We start from the raw sequence: 19,591 nt of genomic DNA, 5'->3' as shown, positions 1-19,591 counted from the left end.
ACCGTGCCTTGGCTGGCGGGCCCTCGCGCACGTCGTCACTGCATCAGGGCGCTGCCGCCGTCGTCATCGAGGGAGAGACCCTCGACGCCGATCTCGGCCTCCAGCGCCAGCAGGTAGTGGCGCAGGGCGCGGCGCGTGGCCTGCTCGCGCAGGCTGTGTCGAACCCGCTCGGCCACCTGCTCGAAGGGCAGCTCGCGTCCCTCCTGCCGCTCGTCGATGCTGACCAGGTGCCAGCCGTAGCGCGAGGCCAGCGGCCGCTGGTGGAGCCCCACGGGCAGGTGCTGCAGCGCCCGGTCGAGCTCGGCGACGGTCTGGCCGGGCGCGAGCCAGCCAAGCTCGCCGCCCGCCTCCTTCGAGGGGCAGGCGGAGTGGCGCTGGGCGAGCTCGGTGAAGCGCTCGGGCGCCGCCTCGAGCTCGCGGAGCAGCTGCTCGCCCTGACGATAGCCGGCGTCACGGGCCGGGGCGTCATCCGGGGCCGCGGCCAGCAGCACGTGGCGCACCCTGAGGCGGGTCGGCTCGCTGAAGCGCTCGGGGTGGGCGGCATGGAAGCGCCGGCAGTCGGTCTCGGCGGGCTCGGGCACGTCGAGTTCGCGCTCGAGCAGCGCGGCGATGGCGTCGTCGGCCTCGTCGACCGCCGCGGTGGCCTGCTCGGCCAGGCCCAGGGCCTCGGCCCGCTGGCGCAGCAGCTCGCGCACCACCAGCGCCCGGGCCGCCTGGAGCTGGGCGGTGCCGGCGCTGTCGGCGGGGTGGTACTGCATCTCCTCGGCGATGGCGGCCTCGGCGATGACGGCCTCGCCGACCCGGATCGGGGGCGGGCTGGCGCCCCCGGGAATCATCTCGATATCGATCTTTTGCATGGCTAAATCCTTGGAGCTCTTCTCAACGGTCCGGTAGGAGGGGGCTTTTCCGGCGGCAGGGCTGCGAGGAGGCGCTGTGACCCCCTCCCTGGGCGCTACATTTGCCATCCATGGCAAATGACCTCCTCTTCGCCCTGCCCCCGGCGCCCCTGCCGGAGGTGTGGGCAAGGCCTGTCTCAGCCCCGCTTGCGGACCAGCTGGTAGCGGCGCGTCACGTAGCCGAAGGGCACGCTCCACACATGCACCAGGCGCGAGAACGGGAACAGCAGGATGATGGTCAGGCCGAGGAAGACGTGGACCTTGTAGATCCAGGAGACCTCGGCCATGTAGTCGGCCGCCCCGCCGCTGAAGAACACGATGGCCTGTGCCCAGCCCGCCAGGGTCAGCATCATCTCGCCGTCCAGGTGGCCCAGCGAGAAGTACACGCTGATCACGCCCAGCGCCGCCTGGAAGACGATCAGCCCGAGGATGACGTTGTCCATGACGCTCGACGAGGCCTTGACCCGCGGGTTGGTCAGGCGGCGGTAGAGCAGCATGGCGCCGCCCACCAGGCACATCACCCCGGCGATGCCACCGATGACGATGGCCAGCATCTGCTTGGCACCCGCCGACAGGAAGGGCGCATAGGCCCAGTGGGGGGTCAGCATGCCGAACAGGTGGCCGAAGAAGATCACCAGGATGCCGATATGGAAGAGGTTGCTGGCCAGGCGCATGTTCTTCGACGAGAGCATCTGGCTGGAGCCGGTCTTCCAGGTGTACTGGCCGTGGTCGTAACGCAGCAGGCTGCCGACCAGGAACACCGTGCCGGCCAGGTAGGGGTAGTAGCCATAGATCAGGTGTTGCAGGTATTCACCAAACATGACGGTTCTCCTTTAGCGTTCGGTCGGGCCGCGTTCGGTCGGGCCGCTGCCGGGCATGATCCTGACGGGGTCGCTGGGCACGGCCTGCTTGCGCTCGGCGAGGCGGCGACCCTCGGCGGACTGCAGGGCGCAGTCCTGATCGGAGGCGGCGGAAAAGCGCACTGCCTCCTCCTCCCAGACCTCGTCCAGCGCCTCGGGGGTGTCGTCAGGCGCCTCCTCCTTGACGCTATCGCGATGGGCGTCGACGTCGCCCTCGGCGCCGATCAGCGCCAGCAGCGCCAGCGGCACCAGGGCGTGATCGGCGTCGCGCTCTTCGAGGCGCGCGACGAGCAGCGCCAGGATGTGGCGGATCTCGCCGAGCCAGCGGCCGATGTCGGCCTCCGGCCGGGTCGACAGGTACTCCAGGAACAGCGGCAGGTAGTCGGGCAGCTCCCGGGCATCGAGCTCGAAGCCCGCGGCGCGATACTCGGCCAGCAGGTCGACCATCGCCTGGCCGCGGTCGCGGGACTCGCCGTGGACGTGCTCGAAGAGCAGCAGCGAGGTGCTGCGTCCCTTGTCGAACAGCGCCACGTACTCGGCCTGCAGCTCCAGCAGGTCGGCCTCGGCCAGCCGCTGGCACCAGTCCATCAGGGCGGTGCGCAGCGAGGCCGGAAGCCGGCGCTCGGCACTGATGAGCTCGATCATCTCGCCGGCGGCGCCCTGGAGCGCCTCGCCGGGGTAGTCGAGCAGCCGGGCCAGCACGCGCAGGCTCAGCATGTCCGGCTCCGCGGCGGGGTATTGGATCGCGGCCTCAGTCATGACGCACCTCCTTGGCTTTCTCGTCGCGCCGTCCCCCGCTCTGCGGGTCATAGGTCTCTACCGGCTGGACCAGGGTGGTGGTGGTCTTGCGTCCGCCGAACAGGCTCTCGCTGCTGTCGCCGTGGCAGCCGTCGCCGAAGCTGAAGCCGCAGCCGCCGCGCTCGGGGAAGGCCTCGGTGGCCATCTCGCGGTGGCTCGTCGGGATCACGAAGCGATCCTCGTAGTTGGCGATGGCGAGATAGCGGTACATCTCCTCGACCTGGCCCTCGGTCAGCTCGACCTCGTCGAGCATCTCGGTAGTGGCCTCGCCCTCCACGTGCTTGCCGCGCATGTAGAGGCGCATGGCCATCAGCCGCTTGAGGGCCAGCACCACGGGGGCCTCCTCGCCGGCGGTGAGCAGGTTGGCGAGGTACTTCACCGGGATGCGCAGCGACTCGATCTTCGGCAGCACGCCGTCATACTCGACCTGGCCGGCCTCGGCGGCGGACTGGATCGGCGACAGCGGCGGCACGTACCAGACCATCGGCAGGGTGCGATACTCCGGGTGCAGCGGCAACGCCAGGCCCCAGTCCATGGCCAGCTTGTAGACCGGCGAGGCCTGGGCGGCGGCGATCACGTTGTCGGTGATGCCGTCGCGCTTCGCCTGAGCGATCACCTCGGGGTCGTTAGGGTCGAGGAAGATCTCGCGCTGGCGATGGTAGAGGTCGCGCTCGTCCGGGGAGCTCGCCACCTCCTCGATGCGATCGGCGTCATAGAGCAGCACGCCGAGGTAGCGGATGCGCCCCACGCAGGTCTCGGAGCAGATCGTGGGCTGGCCGGCCTCGATGCGCGGGTAGCAGAAGATGCACTTCTCGGACTTCCCGGTCTTCCAGTTGTAGTAGATCTTCTTGTAGGGGCAGCCGGAGATGCACATCCGCCAGCCGCGGCACTTGTCCTGGTCGATCAGCACGATGCCGTCCTCTTCGCGCTTGTAGATCGCGCCGCTGGGGCAGGACGCCACGCAGGTCGGGTTCAGGCAGTGCTCGCACAGCCGCGGCAGGTACATCATGAAGGTGTTCTCGAACTGGCCGTAGATGTCGGCCTGGATCTTCTCGAAGTTCGCGTCGCGGCGCCGCTTGGCGAACTCGGTACCGAGGATCTCCTCCCAGTTCGGACCCCACTCGATCTTGTTCATGCGCTGACCGGAGATCAGTGAGCGCGGCCGCGCGGTGGGCTGGTGTTCACCCTGCTTGGCGGTGTGCAGGTGCTGGTAGTCGAAGGTGAACGGCTCGTAGTAGTCGTCGATCTCCGGCAGGTCGGGATTGGCGAAGATGTTCGCCAGCACCCGCCACTTGCCGCCGATGCGCGGCTCGATGTGGCCATCCTTGCGGCGCAGCCAGCCGCCCTTCCACTTCTGCTGATTCTCCCACTCCTTGGGATAGCCGATGCCGGGCTTGGTCTCGACGTTGTTGAACCAGGCGTACTCGACGCCCTCACGGCTGGTCCAGACGTTCTTGCAGGTCACCGAGCAGGTGTGGCAGCCGATGCACTTGTCGAGGTTCAGGACCATGCCTACCTGGGAACGAATCTTCATTTCACGGCCTCCTGCTCGTAGTCGTTGCCTTCGCCATCCAGCCAGTCGATCTTCTTCATCCTGCGCACGATGACGAACTCGTCGCGGTTGGAGCCGACGGTGCCGTAGTAGTTGAAGCTGTAGGAGAGCTGGGCGTAGCCGCCGATCATGTGGGTCGGCTTGGGACACACCCGCGTCACCGAGTTATGGATGCCGCCGCGAGTCCCGGTGATCTCGGAACCCGGCATGTTCAGGATCCGCTCCTGGGCGTGATACATCATCGCCATGCCGTTCTTGACCCGCTGGCTGACCACCGCCCGGGCGGCGATGGCGCCGTTGGCGTTGTAGAGCTCGATCCAGTCGTTGTCCTCGACGCCGATGGACTTCGCGTCATCCTCGGACATCCAGACGATGGGGCCGCCCCGCGACAGGGTCTGCATCAGCAGGTTGTCGCTGTAGGTAGAGTGGATGCCCCACTTCTGGTGCGGGGTAATCCAGTTCAGGGCGATCTCCGGGTTACCGTTGCCCTTCGTCTCGGCCAGGCTGACCGCCGCCTTGGTGTCGATGGGCGGCCGGTAGACCAGCAGGCTCTCGCCGAAGGCCCGCATCCAGGGGTGATCCTGGTAGAACTGCTGGCGGCCGCTGACGGTGCGCCACGGGATCAGCTCGTGGACGTTGGTGTAGCCGGCATTGTAGGAGACGTGCTCGTCCTCGAGACCCGACCAGGTGGGGCTGGAGATGATCTTGCGCGGCTGGGCCACCACGTCGCGGAAGCGGATCTTCTCCTCCTCCTTGGGATGCGCCAAGTGGGTGTGGTCGCGCCCGGTGATCTTGGAGAGCGCGCCCCAGGCCTTCACCGCCACCTGGCCGTTGGTCTCCGGCGCCAGGGTCAGGATCATCTCGGCGGCGTCGATGGCCGACTCGATGCGCGGGCGGCCCTTGGCCGATCCCTCGGTCTTGACGTGATTGAGCTTGCCGAGCAGCTCCACTTCCTTCTCGGTCTTCCAGCCGATGCCCTTGCCGCCGTTGCCGATGCTCTCGAGCAAGGGGCCCACGGAGGTGAAGCGCTCATAGGTCTCGGGGTAGTTGCGCTTGACCTCGATCAGCGCCGGCATGGTCTTGCCGGGGACCGGCTCGCACTCGCCCTTCTTCCAGTCGCGCACCTCGACCTGGGCCAGCTCGGCGGGAGAGTCGTGCTGGTGCGGCAGGGTGACCAAATCGGTCTCCTCACCCAGGTGCCCCACGCAGGCCTTGGAGAAGGCCTTGGCGATGCCCTTGTAGATATCCCAGTCGCTGCGCGACTCCCAGGCCGGGTCGGTGGCCGCGGTCAGCGGGTGGATGAAGGGGTGCATGTCGGAGGTGTTGAGGTCGTCCTTCTCGTACCAGGTCGCCGTGGGCAGCACGATGTCCGAGTAGAGGCAGGTGGTGGACATGCGGAAGTCCAGGGTCACCAGCAGGTCGAGCTTGCCCTCGGGCGCGTCGTCGTGCCACTTGACCTCCTCGGGCTTCTGGCCGCCGAAGTCCCCCAGGTCCTTGCCCTGGATGCCGTGGCGGGTGCCGAGCAGGTACTTGAGCATGTACTCGTGGCCCTTGCCGGAGCTGCCCAGCAGGTTGGAGCGCCAGATGAACATGTTGCGCGGGAAGTTCTGCGGGTTGTCCGGATCTTCGGCGGCGAAGGCGAGATTGCCGCGCTTCAGCTGGTCCACGGCGTAGTCGGCGGTGCTCATGCCGGCGGCCTTGGCGGCATCAACCAGGCGCAGCGGGTTGGTGCCGAGCTGCGGCGCGGAGGGCAGCCAGCCCATGCGCTCGGAGCGCACGTTGAAGTCGATCAGGCTGCCGGGGTAGTCCTCGGCCTTGGCCAGCGGCGAGAGGATCTCCTTGATCTCGAGCTTCTCGTAGCGCCACTGGCTGGAGTGGTTGTAGAAGAAGGAGGTGGAGTTCATGTGGCGCGGCGGGCGCTGCCAGTCCAGCCCGAAGGCCAGCGGGGTCCAGCCGGTCTGCGGGCGCAGCTTCTCCTGGCCCACGTAGTGAGCCCAACCGCCGCCGCTCTGGCCGATGCAGCCGCACATGACCAGCATGTTGATCAGGCCGCGGTAGTTCATGTCCATGTGGTACCAGTGGTTCATGCCGGCACCGACGATGATCATGCTGCGTCCGCGGGTCTTGTCGGCGTTGTCGGCGAACTCGCGGGCGATGCGGGTGGCCTGCTCGGCCGACACGCCGGTGATCTTCTCCTGCCAAGCCGGGGTGTAGGGCTTGATCTGGTCGTAGGAGGTCGCGCCGTCGTCCTCACCGAACCCGCGGTCGATGCCGTAGTTGGCGCACATCAGATCGAACACGGTGACCGCCAGCACGTCCGAGCCGTCGGCCTTCTTGAGGCGCTTGACGGGCAGGCTGTGGAATAGCAGCTCGTCGCTGGCGCCGCCGCTCTTGACGTGATCGAAGTGCTCGTGGGCGATGCCGCCGAAGTAGGGGAAGGCGACCTTGGCCACCTCGTCATGCTGCTCGGCCAGGGTCAGCAGCGGCTTGATCTCGGCGCCCTCGGCGTCCAGCGGCTCGAGGTTCCACTTGCCGACCTCATCACCGGTCTCGCCCCAGCGGAAACCGATGGAGCCGCGCGGCACCACCAGCTGGTCGCGGGTCTCGTCCCAGGCGACGGTCTTCCACTCGGGGTTGTTGCCCTGACCGAGGCTCGCCTCGAAGTCGCTGGCGCGCATCTGGCGGCCCGGCGCGTAGCTGCCGTCCTCGCGAGCCTCGAGCTCGACCAGGAAGGGCATGTCGCTGTAGCGGCGCACGTAGTCGGTGAAGTAGCCGCTAGGCCGGTCGAGGTGGAACTCCTTGAGGATGACGTGCCCCATGGCCATGGCCAGGGCCGCGTCGGTGCCCTGCTTGGCGGAGAGCCACTCGTCGGTGAGCTTGGAGACCTCGGCGTAGTCCGGGGTGATCGAGACGGTCTTGGTGCCCTTGTAGCGTACCTCGGTGAAGAAGTGGGCGTCCGGGGTGCGGGTCTGGGGGACGTTGGAGCCCCAGGCGATGATGTAGCCGGAGTTGTACCAGTCGGCGGATTCGGGCACGTCGGTCTGCTCGCCCCAGGTCTGAGGGCTGGCCGGCGGCAGGTCGCAGTACCAGTCGTAGAAGCTCATGCAGACGCCGCCGATCAGCGACAGGTAGCGGCTGCCGGCGGCGTAGCTGACCATCGACATGGCGGGGATCGGCGAGAAGCCGATGATGCGGTCCGGGCCGAACTGCTTGGCGGTATAGACGTTGGAGGCGGCGATCAGCTCGTTGAGCTCGTCCCAGTCGGCGCGCACGAAGCCGCCCATGCCGCGGGCGCGCTTGTACTGCTTGGTCCTGGCCGGGTCCTCGACAATGGAGGCCCAGGCGTCGACCGGGTCGCCCTTCTCGGCGAGCGCCTCGCGCCACAGCGCGATCAGCGGCTTTCTGACCAGCGGGTGCTTGAGGCGGTTGGCGCTGTAGATATACCAGGAGTAGCTGGCGCCGCGCGGGCAGCCCCGCGGCTCGTGGTTGGGCAGGTCGGGCCGGGTGCGCGGGTAGTCGGTCTGCTGGGTCTCCCAGGTGACCAGGCCGTTCTTGACGTAGATCTTCCAGCTGCACGACCCGGTGCAGTTCACCCCGTGGGTGGAGCGCACGACCTTGTCGTGCTGCCAGCGCTGACGGTAGCCGTCCTCCCACTCGCGAGACTCCTGACGGAGTTCACCATGCTCGTTGGCGAAGGGCTCGCGGGCCTTGCGGAAGAAGTTCAGCCGATCGATGAAGTGACTCATGGTCGCTCTCCAGGCTCCTCGAAAAGATGCGTGACCGCACCGGGTCACCCGTCCTGCACCGCCGCCTTGCATCGCTCGCGGCCAGGGTCGTTGAAGCCGATTCTGGGTGATCGCCACGCCGATTACTGCCCGGTTACCTCCATATACATGGCCCCTACCCCCAAGGGGATAGGCGACGCCGAGGGAGGGGTTAGGCCGGTGGTGTCACTGTGCCCGAGGGCGGTGTAGCGCATGGTCGGCAAGCATCACCAGCATGCAGACGACCAGGGCGGCGTAGAGGAACATGAAGCCGGCGGTAGAGAGCCCCAGCCACTCGCTGCCCAGCACGAAGACAGGCGGCAGCAGGGCGGCGAAGAGTCCGCCCAGGGTCAGTGCCAGCCCGCCCACCAGGGCCATGTCGCCGCCATGGTCGCGGTGGATCAGGCGCATCAGACTGCCCTGCCCGACCCCCATGGCCACCCCCATGGGCACCAACAGGCCGAGAAAGCCCCACAGCGGCGCCGCGTAGTGCCAGCTCAGCGGGCCGTGGGTGCCCTCGATCCGGAGTTCGAAGGGCGGATAGGAGAGCAGGAAGAGGCAGACCAGCACGAAGGCGCAGAGCCACCAGCGCAGGCTGCGAAAGTCGCGACGGTCGGCCAGCCAGCCGCCGAGCACCTGGCCCGCCCCGACGGCCAGGGTGAAGGGGATCGCGCGCAGTGCCGCCCCCTGCAGCGAGAGCTCGAAGCGCGTCGCCAGGTGGCCGGGCAGCCACAGTGCCAGGGCCAGGAAGGCGCCGAAGAAGAAGGCGTAGGGGAGGGCCAGGCGCCACGGCGACCAGCCGGCGAGCCGACGGGCGAGGCGGGCGAGGCGGGCGAGGCGGGCGGTGCGCGCCCGCCGCGCGGAATGGAACGGGCGCGCCTCGTCGTCGCCCGTGGGATCGCTCACGGGCGTAAGCGGGTCGTGGTCCTCGGCGAAGAGCCACAGCAGCCCGGCGACCAGCAGCACCGGCAGCAGGTAGAACAGCGGCGCCGTGCGCCAGCCGTAAGCCTGGCTGACCAGGGGCAGCAGCAGGTAGCCGAGCCCCGCCCCGACCATGCCGGCCGCGTAGAGCCCGAGCGCCAGGCCGGCATGGCGGGCCGGCCCCAACTCCGCCACGTAGACCAGCCCGGCGGCCAGCGACCCGGCCCCCAGCCCCAGGCCGAGGCCCGCCAGCAGGAACTCCGCATAGTGCTGGGCGTGACCGATCCACCACAGGAAGGGACAGATCAGCAGCAGGCAGCCGAGCATGACGCGGCGCCCACCGTGGCGTCGGGCCAGCCTCGCCATGGGCAGGCTCGCCAGGGCACCGGCGAGCATCGGCGTGGAGAGCAGCACGGCGAAGGCGGCACTCCCCAGGGCCAGGTCGCGGCGCAGCTCCACCCCGAGCACGGCGAACAGCGTCCAGCAGGCGAAGACCAGGGCGAAGGCCAGCGGCGAGAGCGCGACCACCACCAGCGCGCGGTAGCCCGGCGGCGCCTCGGCCTCGCCGCGCGGCGAGGCGCGGGTGGCGCGGGTGGCGCGCGAGGATGACGGAGGATCGCAGGACATGGGCCGACGCTCGAGAAGGGTTACCTGAAAGTCTCGGGAGCCGGGGAGAGGACGTCAAAAGGGCAGGGGAGGTATGCCTTTGAGGGAGCGACGCCTACCTACTAGGGTATAGTGGCACTCGACACCCCTCGTTCGCCCGGTTGGAGACCCCGATGAAGTTGCTGCAGCGCTCCCTGGTGGCCCGCATCAGCGCCTCGCTGCTGGCGATCAGCGCCATGGCGTTGATCAGCATCGTGGTGACCATGATGGTGGCCAACGGCAGCCGCGGCGACGCCGCCGCCATCAACGTGGCCGGCTCGCTGCGCATGAACACCTACCAGATCGTCGCGGCCCTGCAGCGCTATGAACGCGAGCCCGAACCGGCGCAGCGCGAACGGGTCCAGGCGCTGAGCGAGCGCTTTCACGAGCGGCTGGCGAGCCCCCGGCTGACCGCGGCGCTGCCCGCAGCCGAGGACCACCCCCTGCGCGAGCAGTACCGACTGCTGCAGACGCGCTGGGACGAAGCGCTGGCGCCCCAGGTGATCCGCGCCATCGCCGGCGGCAGGCTGGAGGTCGACGCCCTGCGCCAGGCCCTCGACGGCCTGGTGGGCGACATCGACCGGATGGTCACCCGGCTCGAGCAGAACAGCGAGGCCAAGATCCGCCTGCTCAGCGCCCTGCAGATCCTCTTCCTGGCGCTGACCGCGGTGGTGGTGGCGATCGCCCTCTACGACATCCGCCACAACCTGGTGGGCCCGCTGCACCAGCTGGTGGTGCTGGCCCGGGAGGCCGGGCGCCGTAACTTCAGCTATCGCACCCGGCTCTCCGGCAGCGACGAGCTGGCGCTGCTCGGCAACACCCTGGACACCATGGCCGCGGAGCTCGGTGCCAGCTACGCGGAGCTGGAGGCACATGCCTCGCGCAAGCAGCTGGAGCTCGAACGCAGCAACCGAGCCATGGAGGTGATGCATGATGGCAGCCGCGCCCTCTACGGCGGTGGCAACGACCTCTGCACCAGCGCCGCGCCCATGCTGCGCGAGCTGGAACAGCTGCTCGAGGTAGGCCCGATTCGGCTATCACTGAACGACCCTTACGATGATCGCCAGATCCCCATACTCGCTACCCACTCGCCGCGCCGCCCAGAGTACTGCCGCGATCACGACTGTCACGCCTGTCTGATCGACCCACTGCCGCTCAGGCTGGAGCAGACCGAACAGGGCGAGTGTCTGCTACTGCCGGTGAGCGTCGGCGAACTGATGCTCGGCACCCTGGAGGTGTGGCACCCAAAGAGCCAGCCGCTCTCCGACAGCGTGCGCCGCCTGCTCAATGCCCTGGCCGACCAGCTGGCCACCGCGATCTACCTGCAGCGGCGTATCGAAGAGCAGCAGCAGGTGACGCTGATGAACGAGCGGGCCATCATCGCCCGCGAGCTCCACGACTCCCTGGCCCAGTCGCTCTCCTACCTGAAGATGCAGGTGGCGCGCCTGGAACGCATGCAGGCCAAGGAGATGCCCCGGGAGACCCAGGCGCCGGTGTTCGACGAGCTGCGCACCGGGCTCGACAGCGCCTATCGCCAGCTACGTGAGCTGCTCACCACCTTCCGGCTGCGCCTGGAGGGCCCGGGGCTCTCGAGCGCCCTGCGCCAGACCACCGAGGAATTCGGCGAGCGCCTGGGCTTCACGGTGGAGCTCTACGTCGACGTGCCGCCGCACCTGCTCAACCCCAACGAGGAGATCCACGTGCTGCAGGTGGTGCGCGAGGCGCTGGCCAACGTGCACAAGCATGCCCGGGCCCACTGGGCGGCGGTCACGGTGCGCTTCGCCGAGGCCCGCCTCGAGGTGATGATCGAGGACGACGGCATCGGCCTCGAGGAGGGCGACGCGCCGCCCATGCACTATGGCCTGGTGATCATGCGCGACCGGGCCGATACCCTGGGCGGCGACTTCCGGGTGCGTAACCGCGACGCCGGCGGTACCCTCGTGGCCATCGCCTTCACTCCGCAGACGGCCCGGCTGATCGCCCAGCAGCCCGCCGAGCCACCCGAAAGCCTTCAACCCGTGAACAGGGACCCTGCCGGATGACCCGAAACGCCCACGACCCCGCCACCCTCCTGATCATCGATGACCACCCGCTGCTGCGCCGCGGGGTGACTCAGCTGCTCGAGCTGGAGGACGACCTGATGCTCGCCGGCGAGACCGGCGAGCCGGAAGAGGGCGTCCGCCTGGCCGGCGAGCTGGACCCGGACCTGGTGCTGCTGGACCTCAACATGCCGGGGATGGACGGCCTCGAGACCCTCAGGCGGCTGCGCCAGGACGGTTTCGCCGGGCGCATCGTGATGTTCACCGTCTCCGACCACGAGGAGGACGTGGTCGCCGCCCTGCGTGCCGGTGCCGACGGCTACCTGCTCAAGGACATGGACCCGGACGACATGATCCGCCAGCTGCGCCAGGCGGCGCTGGGTCGCATGGTGATCAGCGAGCGCCTCACCGCCCTGCTGGCCGAGGCGCTGCGCAGTCAGCGCAGCCAGCCGGCCACGCCGGATATCCACAGCCTGACCCAGCGCGAGCGGGAGATCCTCCGCGAGCTGGCCGCCGGCCTCTCCAACAAGCTGATCGCCCGACAGCTCGACATCACCGAGGGCACGGTGAAGGTCCACGTCAAGCACCTGCTCAAGAAGCTCAACCTGCGCTCGCGGGTGGAGGCCGCGGTGTGGGCCGTGCAGGAGGGTGTGGACAAGTAGCCGAGCGAGGCTCCGTGTGGATACCTCCAAATAGCCCCATCGCCCGCCCCCGGCCCGTCGCCGCCCGGGGAGCGCGCCTAAGCCCCTGATATGGCAGGCAAGCCCCGCTCCTCCCTCTACCCCTCAAGGGGTATCCCGCTGTTTTGGCGGCCTTTTTGGGCCGTTTCGCCGCCTGATTCCCGAGCGTATCTTGCGTGGCAAAGCCCCTGGCTTGATGCCGGTCAACCGCCATCGCGCGAGGGGTGCCACCGAGAGACCGCGAGGGGGAACCACCATGACCAGAGAGAGTGCCGACTCCACCCGCTGGGAGGGCCAACGACAGCCACTCCCACCCAGCGGCCGGCGCAACGCCGACATCGAACACTGGGACGTCGAGAACGAGGAGTTCTGGAAGACGCAGGGCCGGAAGATTGCCAGCCGCAACCTCTGGATCTCCATCCCGAGCCTGCTGATGGGCTTCGCCGTCTGGCTGATGTGGGGCATGATCACCACTCAGATGCGCAACCTCGGCTTCCCGTTCACGGTGGACCAGCTGTTCACCCTGACCGCCATCGCCGGCCTCGCCGGCGCCACCCTGCGCATCCCAGCCTCGTTCATGATCCGCATCGCCGGCGGGCGCAACACCATCTTCCTGACCACCGCCCTGCTGATGATTCCAGCCCTGGGCACCGGCATCGCGCTGATGAATCCGGGCACGCCCTTCTGGGTCTTCCAGGCCCTGGCCCTGCTCTCGGGCATCGGCGGCGGCAACTTCGCCAACTCGATGAGCAACATCTCGAGCTTCTTTCCCAAGAAGCAGCAGGGCTACGCCCTGGGCATGAACGCCGGCCTCGGCAACTTCGGCGTCACCACCATGCAGATCCTGATTCCGCTGGTGATGACCGTGGGTATCTTTGGCGCGCTGGGTGGCGATGCCATGGAACTCCAGAAGGCCAGCGGCACCCTGATCGGGCGCATCGAGGCGGGCACCGACACCTGGATTCAGAACGCCGGCTTCATCTGGCTGGTCTTCCTGGTTCCGCTGGCCTTCGCCGGCTGGTTCGGCATGAACAACATCCGCGCCATCACCCCCAATCCCGGCTCTCCCGTGCAGGCCTTCGGCAAGATCCTGGGCCTCTACGGCGTGGGCTTCCTGACCTCGATCATCGGCGTGGTGGCGCTGGGCTGGCTCAACATGTGGCTCGCCCTGCCGCTGACCATCGTGCTGACCCTGTTCCTGCTGCGGCTGATCCCGGGTGACATCAAGCCGAACATCCAGAAGCAGTTCGCGATCTTCTCCAACAAGCACACCTGGGCGATGACGGTGCTCTACATCGCCACCTTCGGCTCCTTCATCGGCTTCTCCGCGGCGCTGCCGCTCTCCATCAGCGTCATCTTCGGCAACATGATGGAGGTGGCCGCCGACGGCACCATCACCCGGGTGGCCAATCCCGACGCCCCCAGCGCCCTGACCTGGGCCTGGATGGGCCCCTTCGTCGGCGCCCTGATCCGCCCGGTGGGCGGCTGGATCTCCGACAAGGTCGGCGGTGCCATCGTCACCCAGGCCATCTCCGTGGTGATGGTGCTGGCCTCCGCGGCCGTGGGCTACGTGATGATGCTGGCCTACAACGCTACCGATCCCAACCAGTACTTCTGGATGTTCCTTACGCTGTTCATCGTGCTGTTCGCCGCCAGCGGCATCGGCAACGGCTCCACCTTCCGCAGCATCGGCTTCATCTTCGACCTGCAGCAGAAGGGCCCGGTGCTCGGCTGGACCTCCGCCGTGGCCGCCTACGGCGCCTTCATCGCCCCGCGAGTGATGGGCGAGCAGATCAAGGCCGGCACCCCGGAGATGGCGATGTACGGCTTCGCGGTCTTCTACGCCCTCTGCCTGGTCGTCAACTGGTGGTTCTACCTGCGGCCCGGCGCCTACGTGAAGAATCCCTGAACCATCGGCGGAGCGGGGCGCCGACAGGCGCCCTACTCCCAAAGGGATAGGCCTGAAATATCAAGGGGTAGCGGGGCGGCGGGCTTGATGCACGTCAATATCTCCCGCCCCCCGCCTGCCAGTCTGGAAAGCGACCATTCATGCACGCCGAAGGAGGCACGACATGAAACACCTCGAGGGGGTGACCCGGCCCCAACAGATCCGGGCGCTATCACTCAGCACCCTGGCGTTTACCACCTGCTTCGCGGTGTGGACGATCTTTTCCATCATCGGCATCAAGATCAAGCAGGACCTCGGCCTCAACGAGACCCAGTTCGGCATCCTGGTGGCCACCCCGATCCTGACCGGCTCGATCAGCCGTATCTTCCTCGGCATCTGGACCGAGCAGTTCGGCGGCCGGCGCGTCTTCAGCCTGCTGATGCTGGTCACCGCGGCCTGCGTCTTCCTGCTCTCCTTCGTCGAGTCCTACGCGATGTTCCTGGTCGCGGCCCTCGGCGTCGGCCTGGCCGGCGGCTCGTTCATCGTCGGCATCGCCTATACCTCCTACTGGTTCGAGAAGGAGCGCCAGGGCACGGCGCTGGGCATCTTCGGCGCCGGCAACGCCGGGGCGGCGGTGACCAACTTCGCCGCGCCCTTCCTGCTGCTGGCGCTGGGCTGGGAGCAGACCGCGGTGGTCTACGCCATCGTGCTGACCGTGGTGGCCGTGGGCTTCTGGGTGTTCTCCAAGGAGGATCCGCTGACGCGCTCCCGGCGCGGTCAGGGCGGCAAGGCCACCTCCGCCCGGGAACAGCTGGCCCCGCTCAAGCACCTGCAGGTGTGGCGCTTCGCCCTCTACTACTTCTTCGTCTTCGGCGCCTTCGTCGCCCTGGCCTCCTACCTGCCGCGCTACTACGTGGGGGCCTACGACGTCAGCATCGCCGTGGCCGGCTCGCTGGCCGCCCTCTACACCCTGCCGGCCAGCGTCTTCCGGGCGCTCGGCGGCTGGATGTCCGATCGCTACGGCGCGCGCTCGATCATGTACCTGACCTTCATCGCCTCGCTGGTCTGCCTGTTCCTGCTCGCCTACCCCGAGACCCACTATGTGGTGGAGGGCAAGGAGGAGCAGATCGCCTTCTCGCTCGCCATGCCGCTGTGGGGCGTGGTGGTGCTGACCGTGCTGCTGGGCTTCTTCATGTCGCTGGGCAAGGCCGCGGTCTACAAGCACATCCCGGTCTACTACCCGGAGAACGTCGGCTCGGTGGGCGGCCTGGTCGGCATGATCGGCGGCCTGGGCGGCTTCTTTCTGCCCATCCTGTTCGGCATCGTGCTCGACCTCACCGGGGTCTGGACCAGCTCCTACATGGTGCTCTTCGTGCTGGTGGCGATCTCGCTGATCTGGATGCACGGTGCCATCCGCCGCATGGAGCGCGCCCGGGTGCCGGAGCTCGGCGAGGAGCGCTATCGCTACCTGCCGGAGCTCCAGGAGCCGGCGGCCCGCCATGCCGCTGGACGAGAAGCCGCTGAAAAAACCGCCGACGACGCCGCGCCGCGCCCGGACCGGCAGGCCGAGGCCTGATCCGCTGCGCCACTCACGCCAAGTCAGGAACGCCACCTCAGGAATGCCGCTCACAGGCGGCATTCGCGTTTAGGGGCGCGGACTTGATCCAGGCCAGGGAAGGCCGCCGCGCCCCGCGCTATAGTGGCATATGAAATACATCAATAGGCCGGCCCTCGATGCGGACCCCGGCCGACTGCCGGATGCGAGGTGCTCCCCGATGTCCCACACCCAGCCCCACCCTCAGCTCCACTCCCCGGGCCACGACGGTTGCCTCAACACGGACCAGGCTGCCCGCGGGCGCGGCGCCGCCATCGTCGTCTACCTGCTGTTCCTGGGCAGCGTACTGGCCGTGGTCACCGCGCCCCTCGGCGTGCTGATCGCCCACGCCAAGAGGCGCGACGCCGCGCCTTGGGTGAAGAGCCACCTGCAGTTCCAGATCCGCACCTTCTGGCTGGGGCTGCTGGGCGGGGTGGGCTTCGTCGCCACCTGGCAGCTGCTAGGGCTGGTCGGCGCCCCCGCCGTGGCACCCTGGGCGCTGGGCTACGTTTATTTCACCGCCTGCCTGATCTGGATGGTGGCGCGCTGCGGCGTGGGCATCAGCCGCCTGACCGCCAACGAGCCGGTGCGCGACCCGACGAGCCTGGCCTTCGGCGGCGCCCGGGTCACCCTGGCGGACGCATGAGCGAGCGCGCCTTGCCACGCGAGCTGCCCAACCCCGGCTGGGGGCCGCTCTCGGCGCTGCCCGGCAACCCGCTGATGTGGGTGCTGATCTTGAGCGAGATGCTGGTGTTCAGCGCCTTCTTCGCCCTCTATGCCGCGGAGCGTGTCGGCGCGACGGCGCTGTTCGACGCCTCCCAGCGCCAGCTCGACCCGCTGGTCGGCGGGCTCAACACCCTGGTGCTGCTGACCAGCGGGCTCTGCGTGGCCCTGGCCGTGGAGGCGGTGAGCGTCGAGCGGATCCGCCGGGCCCGTCAGTGGCTGGGCGGGGCCATGGCGCTGGGCGTGCTGTTCGGCATGATCAAGGGGGTCGAGTATGCCGGCAAGTTCGCCGCCGGCATCACCCCGGAGACCAACGCCTTCTTCGGCTTCTACTACGGGCTCACCGCCTTCCACTTCGCCCACGTGCTGTTCGGCCTGGCGCTGCTGGCGCTGGTGACCTGGCGCACTTCCCCCGAGAACGTGGAGACCGCCGCGGCCTTCTGGCACATGGTCGACCTGATCTGGATCCTGCTCTACCCGCTGCTCTATCTATTGCGCTGAAGGCTCTCCATCAAGCTGAGGACTCTCTCCCGAGGTGACCATGACCATGCTTCCCGGATCTCGCCGCCTGCTCGCGACCTGGGCCACGCTGATGGCCCTGACGCTGTTCTCGATGCTCTCGGCGCGGCTGGCCCCCGAGGACGCTCAGGCGCTGCCGCTGTGGTCGGCGGGGCTGGTGATCGCCGCCACCGGCTTCAAGGCCCAGCGGCTGCTGATGGTCTATCTCAACCTGCGCGCCGCCACGCCGGCGTGGCGGGGGACCTTCATGGGACTGGTGCTGCTGACGCTGGCGCTGATCGGCGCCGGCGTCCTGGCGGCGCGGCTGGCCTGAGGCGGGCCGGCCTCACTGCCCCGAGGGCGGCGGCATCGCCCGTGCCCAGCCCTCCAGGGCGTGGCCCAGGCGCAGCAGGCCGTAGACCGCGAAGGGCACGACCAGCATCAGCGCCACCCCCCAGTCACGGGTGTTGATCAGCCAGGCCAGCGGCAGCACCAGCGCCACGGCGGCCAGGCACCAGCTCGCCACGGCGAGGCTCAGTCGGGTTCGGATGGTCATGGCGCGCCTCCTCGGCGAGGGTTCAACTGGCGATGGCCTCAGGTGGCGATGATCTGGCGGTAGATACCCGGCAGCGCCAGGGAGAGGTGTTCGGGGCGCTGCACGATGGCGTAGCCCCCGCGGCCGAACAGGTGGGGGATGTAGCGCCCCGCCTCGCGGTCGATGGTCACGCCGAACACCCGTACCTCCTGGCGGCGCGCTTCGAGCACCGCCTTGCGGGTGTCCTCGATGCCATAGCGCCCCTCGTAGTAGTCGTTGTCGTTGGGCTTGCCGTCGGTCAGCAGCAGCAGCAGCCGATGCCGGTTGGGCCGCTCGGCGAGCTGCCCGGCCAGGTGGCGGATGGCCGGCCCCATGCGGGTGTAGGAACCGGGCTTGAGCGCGGCGATGCGCCGCGAGACCCGCTCGCCCATGGGCTCGTCGAAGCCCTTGAGGGTGTTGACCCACACCTTGTGGCGCCGCTGGGAGGTGAAGCTGTGGATGGCGTAGTCGTCGCCGCAGCCGGAAAGGCCGTGGCCCAGCACCAGCAGCGCCTCCTTGGCCACGTCCAGCACCCGGCGATCCTCCAGCCAAGCCTCGGTGGAGAGCGAGACGTCGACCAGGATCGACACCGCCAGGTCGCGGGCCTGGGTACGGCTGTCGACGTAGAGCCGGTCACTGGACTCGCCGGTGGCGGCCAGGTCGCAGCGTGCGCGGATCACCGCGTCCATGTCGAGCTCGCTGCCGTCCAGCTGGCCGCGCAGCAGCTCACGCCGCGGGCGCAGGGCCTCGAACTCCCGGCGCACCCGGCGGATGCGCCGGCGGGTGGTCTCGTCCGGCGTCCAGTCCTCGCCCTCCTCCTCCTGCACGCCGCTGAGTACCACGCAGTGATCGGGCAGGTAGGCCTGCTTGCGATGGTTCCATTCGGGGTAGGTATGACGCCCCGTCAGCCGGCCGCCGGTGGCTTCGTCCGGCGCCAGGTCGAGGTCGAGCTTGAGCCGGGTGGCCGCCTTCTTGCGGTTGGGGGTGAGCACGATCTCGTCGATCTGATCGGCGGCCTTCTTAGCGTCCTCCTCTTCATCATCATCCACGAGGCGGTTGAGGTTCACCATCTCGGCCCAGGAGAGCATCTTCTCCATGTTGTTGAGCATCAGTGGGTCGTCGCGGTCGGCCTGATCCTGCTCGCGGCGGTCGGCCTTGCGCTTGCCCTGATCGTCCTCGGAAGAATCTCCCCCGGCATGTGTTGCGTCTTCGTCATCATCCACCGTGGCTTCGCGGGCCCCGTCTCGGGTGCCCAGGGTGATGGCCTGGCCCCACAGCGGCACCGGCAGCAGCGGCCGATAGCCGCGCGGCGCGCGGAAGTCGTCCAGGGGACGAGCCGGCTCGCGGATGGCCCGCTGCATGGCGCGGGCCCAGGGCTCCTCGGGATCGGGCGCGCCCAGCTCCGCGCGCAGGGCGGCCTCCAGGGCGGCCTCCATGGGCGGCAGGCCCTTGCGCCGCGGACGGATGGCCAACAGTTCGCCGCACAGGCGCACGTAGCGCTCGGTCAGTCCCGGGAAGCGCGCCAGGGCGGCGCGTGCGGTGCGCCGCGCCTCGTGCAAGTGCAGGAGATCGGCCTGCAGCGGGTCCGCGGAAAGCGTCACCGGTCGTGCTTCCGCCAGGAAGGCGGTGAGCCACAGGTAGAGGTCGCGGTTGAGAGCGACCTCGGGGAAGAGGGCCAGGCGCGGCGGCAGCAGCAGGTTCTCCTCGTCGCGGCGGGCCTGGTCGAGGTCCTCCTCGTCGAGGCCCAGCCGCTGGCGCAGGCTCAGTCTGTGCGCCGAGGCGCGCCGGGCGATAGCGGCCACCTCGACCCCCGCCTCGCCGCCGCCGGCGCGGAAGAAGACGCCGAGCATGGGGCGCAGGCTCTCGAGGGTCACGGCCGCCTCGGGGTGATCGGGGTAGCTCGCCGCGCCCGAGGCCCAGCGGTGCCAGAAGCGACCGACGGTCTCCTCGACTTCCAGAAAATCCAGCATATGACGTCTCCTGAGGAAACATGGCCTGGGGGATATGCCTCCCCGTTTCACCGCGGGCCATGGGCGCCCGGGGACAAGACGAAGCGAGGGTCTTTTGCCATGGATGGCAAAAGTAGCGCCCAGGGAGGGGTTCACAGCGCCCTCGCGGAGGCTTGTCGCCGGAGCAGCCCGGCTCAATCAAAGGGCTTC

General features: G+C 68.6%; 15 protein-coding genes. 7 read left to right on the top strand and 8 right to left on the bottom strand.

Translation table 11 applies throughout. The features are described from left to right. Positions 1 to 35 precede the first annotated feature (35 nt). From FEI13_RS05620 to FEI13_RS05595, 6 genes are all read right to left on the bottom strand, one after another. A complete protein-coding gene (locus tag FEI13_RS05620) occupies positions 36 to 857 on the bottom strand; it encodes a peptidylprolyl isomerase (protein WP_138180207.1) in 822 nt (273 codons plus the stop codon). Positions 858 to 1,033: 176 nt separating this feature from the next. Then, on the bottom strand, positions 1,034 to 1,717 hold the full coding sequence (gene narI, locus FEI13_RS05615) for a respiratory nitrate reductase subunit gamma (RefSeq protein ID WP_138180205.1): 684 nt from the start codon (positions 1,715 to 1,717) through the stop codon (positions 1,034 to 1,036). Positions 1,718 to 1,729: 12 nt separating this feature from the next. Beyond that, on the bottom strand, positions 1,730 to 2,515 hold the full coding sequence (gene narJ, locus FEI13_RS05610) for a nitrate reductase molybdenum cofactor assembly chaperone (protein ID WP_138180203.1): 786 nt from the start codon (positions 2,513 to 2,515) through the stop codon (positions 1,730 to 1,732). Further along, positions 2,508 to 4,088: a nitrate reductase subunit beta gene (gene narH / locus FEI13_RS05605; RefSeq protein ID WP_138180201.1), complete on the bottom strand. Its 1,581-nt coding sequence runs from the start codon at positions 4,086 to 4,088 to the stop codon at positions 2,508 to 2,510. Before narH ends, narJ begins: the two co-directional genes overlap by 8 nt. Beyond that, positions 4,085 to 7,852 carry a nitrate reductase subunit alpha gene (locus tag FEI13_RS05600; RefSeq protein WP_138180199.1) on the bottom strand — a complete coding sequence of 1,256 codons (3,768 nt, stop codon included), beginning with the start codon at positions 7,850 to 7,852 and terminating at the stop codon, positions 4,085 to 4,087. Before FEI13_RS05600 ends, narH begins: the two co-directional genes overlap by 4 nt. Before the next feature lie 204 nt (positions 7,853 to 8,056). Next, complete coding sequence (locus FEI13_RS05595) at positions 8,057 to 9,418, bottom strand: MFS transporter (RefSeq protein ID WP_138180196.1); 1,362 nt, start codon at positions 9,416 to 9,418, stop codon at positions 8,057 to 8,059. Between the two features lie 152 nt (positions 9,419 to 9,570). On the opposite strand from FEI13_RS05595, the gene FEI13_RS05590 reads away from it, so the two are divergent. The 7 genes from FEI13_RS05590 to FEI13_RS05560 all read left to right on the top strand — a co-directional run bounded on the left by FEI13_RS05590 (position 9,571) and on the right by FEI13_RS05560 (position 17,192). Beyond that, complete coding sequence (locus tag FEI13_RS05590) at positions 9,571 to 11,478, top strand: type IV pili methyl-accepting chemotaxis transducer N-terminal domain-containing protein (RefSeq protein WP_138180194.1); 1,908 nt, start codon at positions 9,571 to 9,573, stop codon at positions 11,476 to 11,478. Further along, complete coding sequence (narL, locus tag FEI13_RS05585) at positions 11,475 to 12,137, top strand: two-component system response regulator NarL (RefSeq protein ID WP_138180192.1); 663 nt, start codon at positions 11,475 to 11,477, stop codon at positions 12,135 to 12,137. The genes FEI13_RS05590 and narL overlap by 4 nt, the downstream gene beginning before the upstream one ends. A 274-nt stretch (positions 12,138 to 12,411) precedes the next feature. Next, a complete protein-coding gene (locus FEI13_RS05580) occupies positions 12,412 to 14,064 on the top strand; it encodes an MFS transporter (protein ID WP_138180191.1) in 1,653 nt (550 codons plus the stop codon). 163 nt (positions 14,065 to 14,227) lie between these two features. After that, positions 14,228 to 15,619 carry an MFS transporter gene (locus FEI13_RS05575; protein WP_138180189.1) on the top strand — a complete coding sequence of 464 codons (1,392 nt, stop codon included), beginning with the start codon at positions 14,228 to 14,230 and terminating at the stop codon, positions 15,617 to 15,619. Between the two features lie 199 nt (positions 15,620 to 15,818). Beyond that, positions 15,819 to 16,283, top strand: coding sequence for a DUF4870 family protein (locus FEI13_RS05570; protein WP_204758359.1), 465 nt, complete (start codon positions 15,819 to 15,821; stop codon positions 16,281 to 16,283). Then, positions 16,280 to 16,861: a cytochrome c oxidase subunit 3 family protein gene (locus FEI13_RS05565; protein ID WP_138180187.1), complete on the top strand. Its 582-nt coding sequence runs from the start codon at positions 16,280 to 16,282 to the stop codon at positions 16,859 to 16,861. Before FEI13_RS05570 ends, FEI13_RS05565 begins: the two co-directional genes overlap by 4 nt. A gap of 40 nt (positions 16,862 to 16,901) precedes the next feature. Next, positions 16,902 to 17,192 carry a hypothetical protein gene (locus FEI13_RS05560; protein WP_138180185.1) on the top strand — a complete coding sequence of 97 codons (291 nt, stop codon included), beginning with the start codon at positions 16,902 to 16,904 and terminating at the stop codon, positions 17,190 to 17,192. Between the two features lie 12 nt (positions 17,193 to 17,204). Here FEI13_RS05560 and FEI13_RS05555 read toward each other — a convergent pair whose 3' ends face one another. Further along, entirely contained in the window at positions 17,205 to 17,414 is a 210-nt protein-coding gene (locus FEI13_RS05555; protein WP_138180183.1) for a hypothetical protein, read from the bottom strand. A gap of 38 nt (positions 17,415 to 17,452) precedes the next feature. Beyond that, positions 17,453 to 19,402: a nitric oxide reductase activation protein NorD gene (locus tag FEI13_RS05550; protein WP_138180181.1), complete on the bottom strand. Its 1,950-nt coding sequence runs from the start codon at positions 19,400 to 19,402 to the stop codon at positions 17,453 to 17,455. Positions 19,403 to 19,591 lie beyond the last annotated feature (189 nt).

The organism is Halomonas urmiana, from assembly GCF_005780185.1.
Taxonomy (GTDB): Bacteria; Pseudomonadota; Gammaproteobacteria; order Pseudomonadales; family Halomonadaceae; genus Halomonas; species Halomonas urmiana.
The sequence above is the reverse complement of the archived record's forward strand: the minus strand, read 5'-3'. Positions and strand labels throughout refer to the sequence as shown.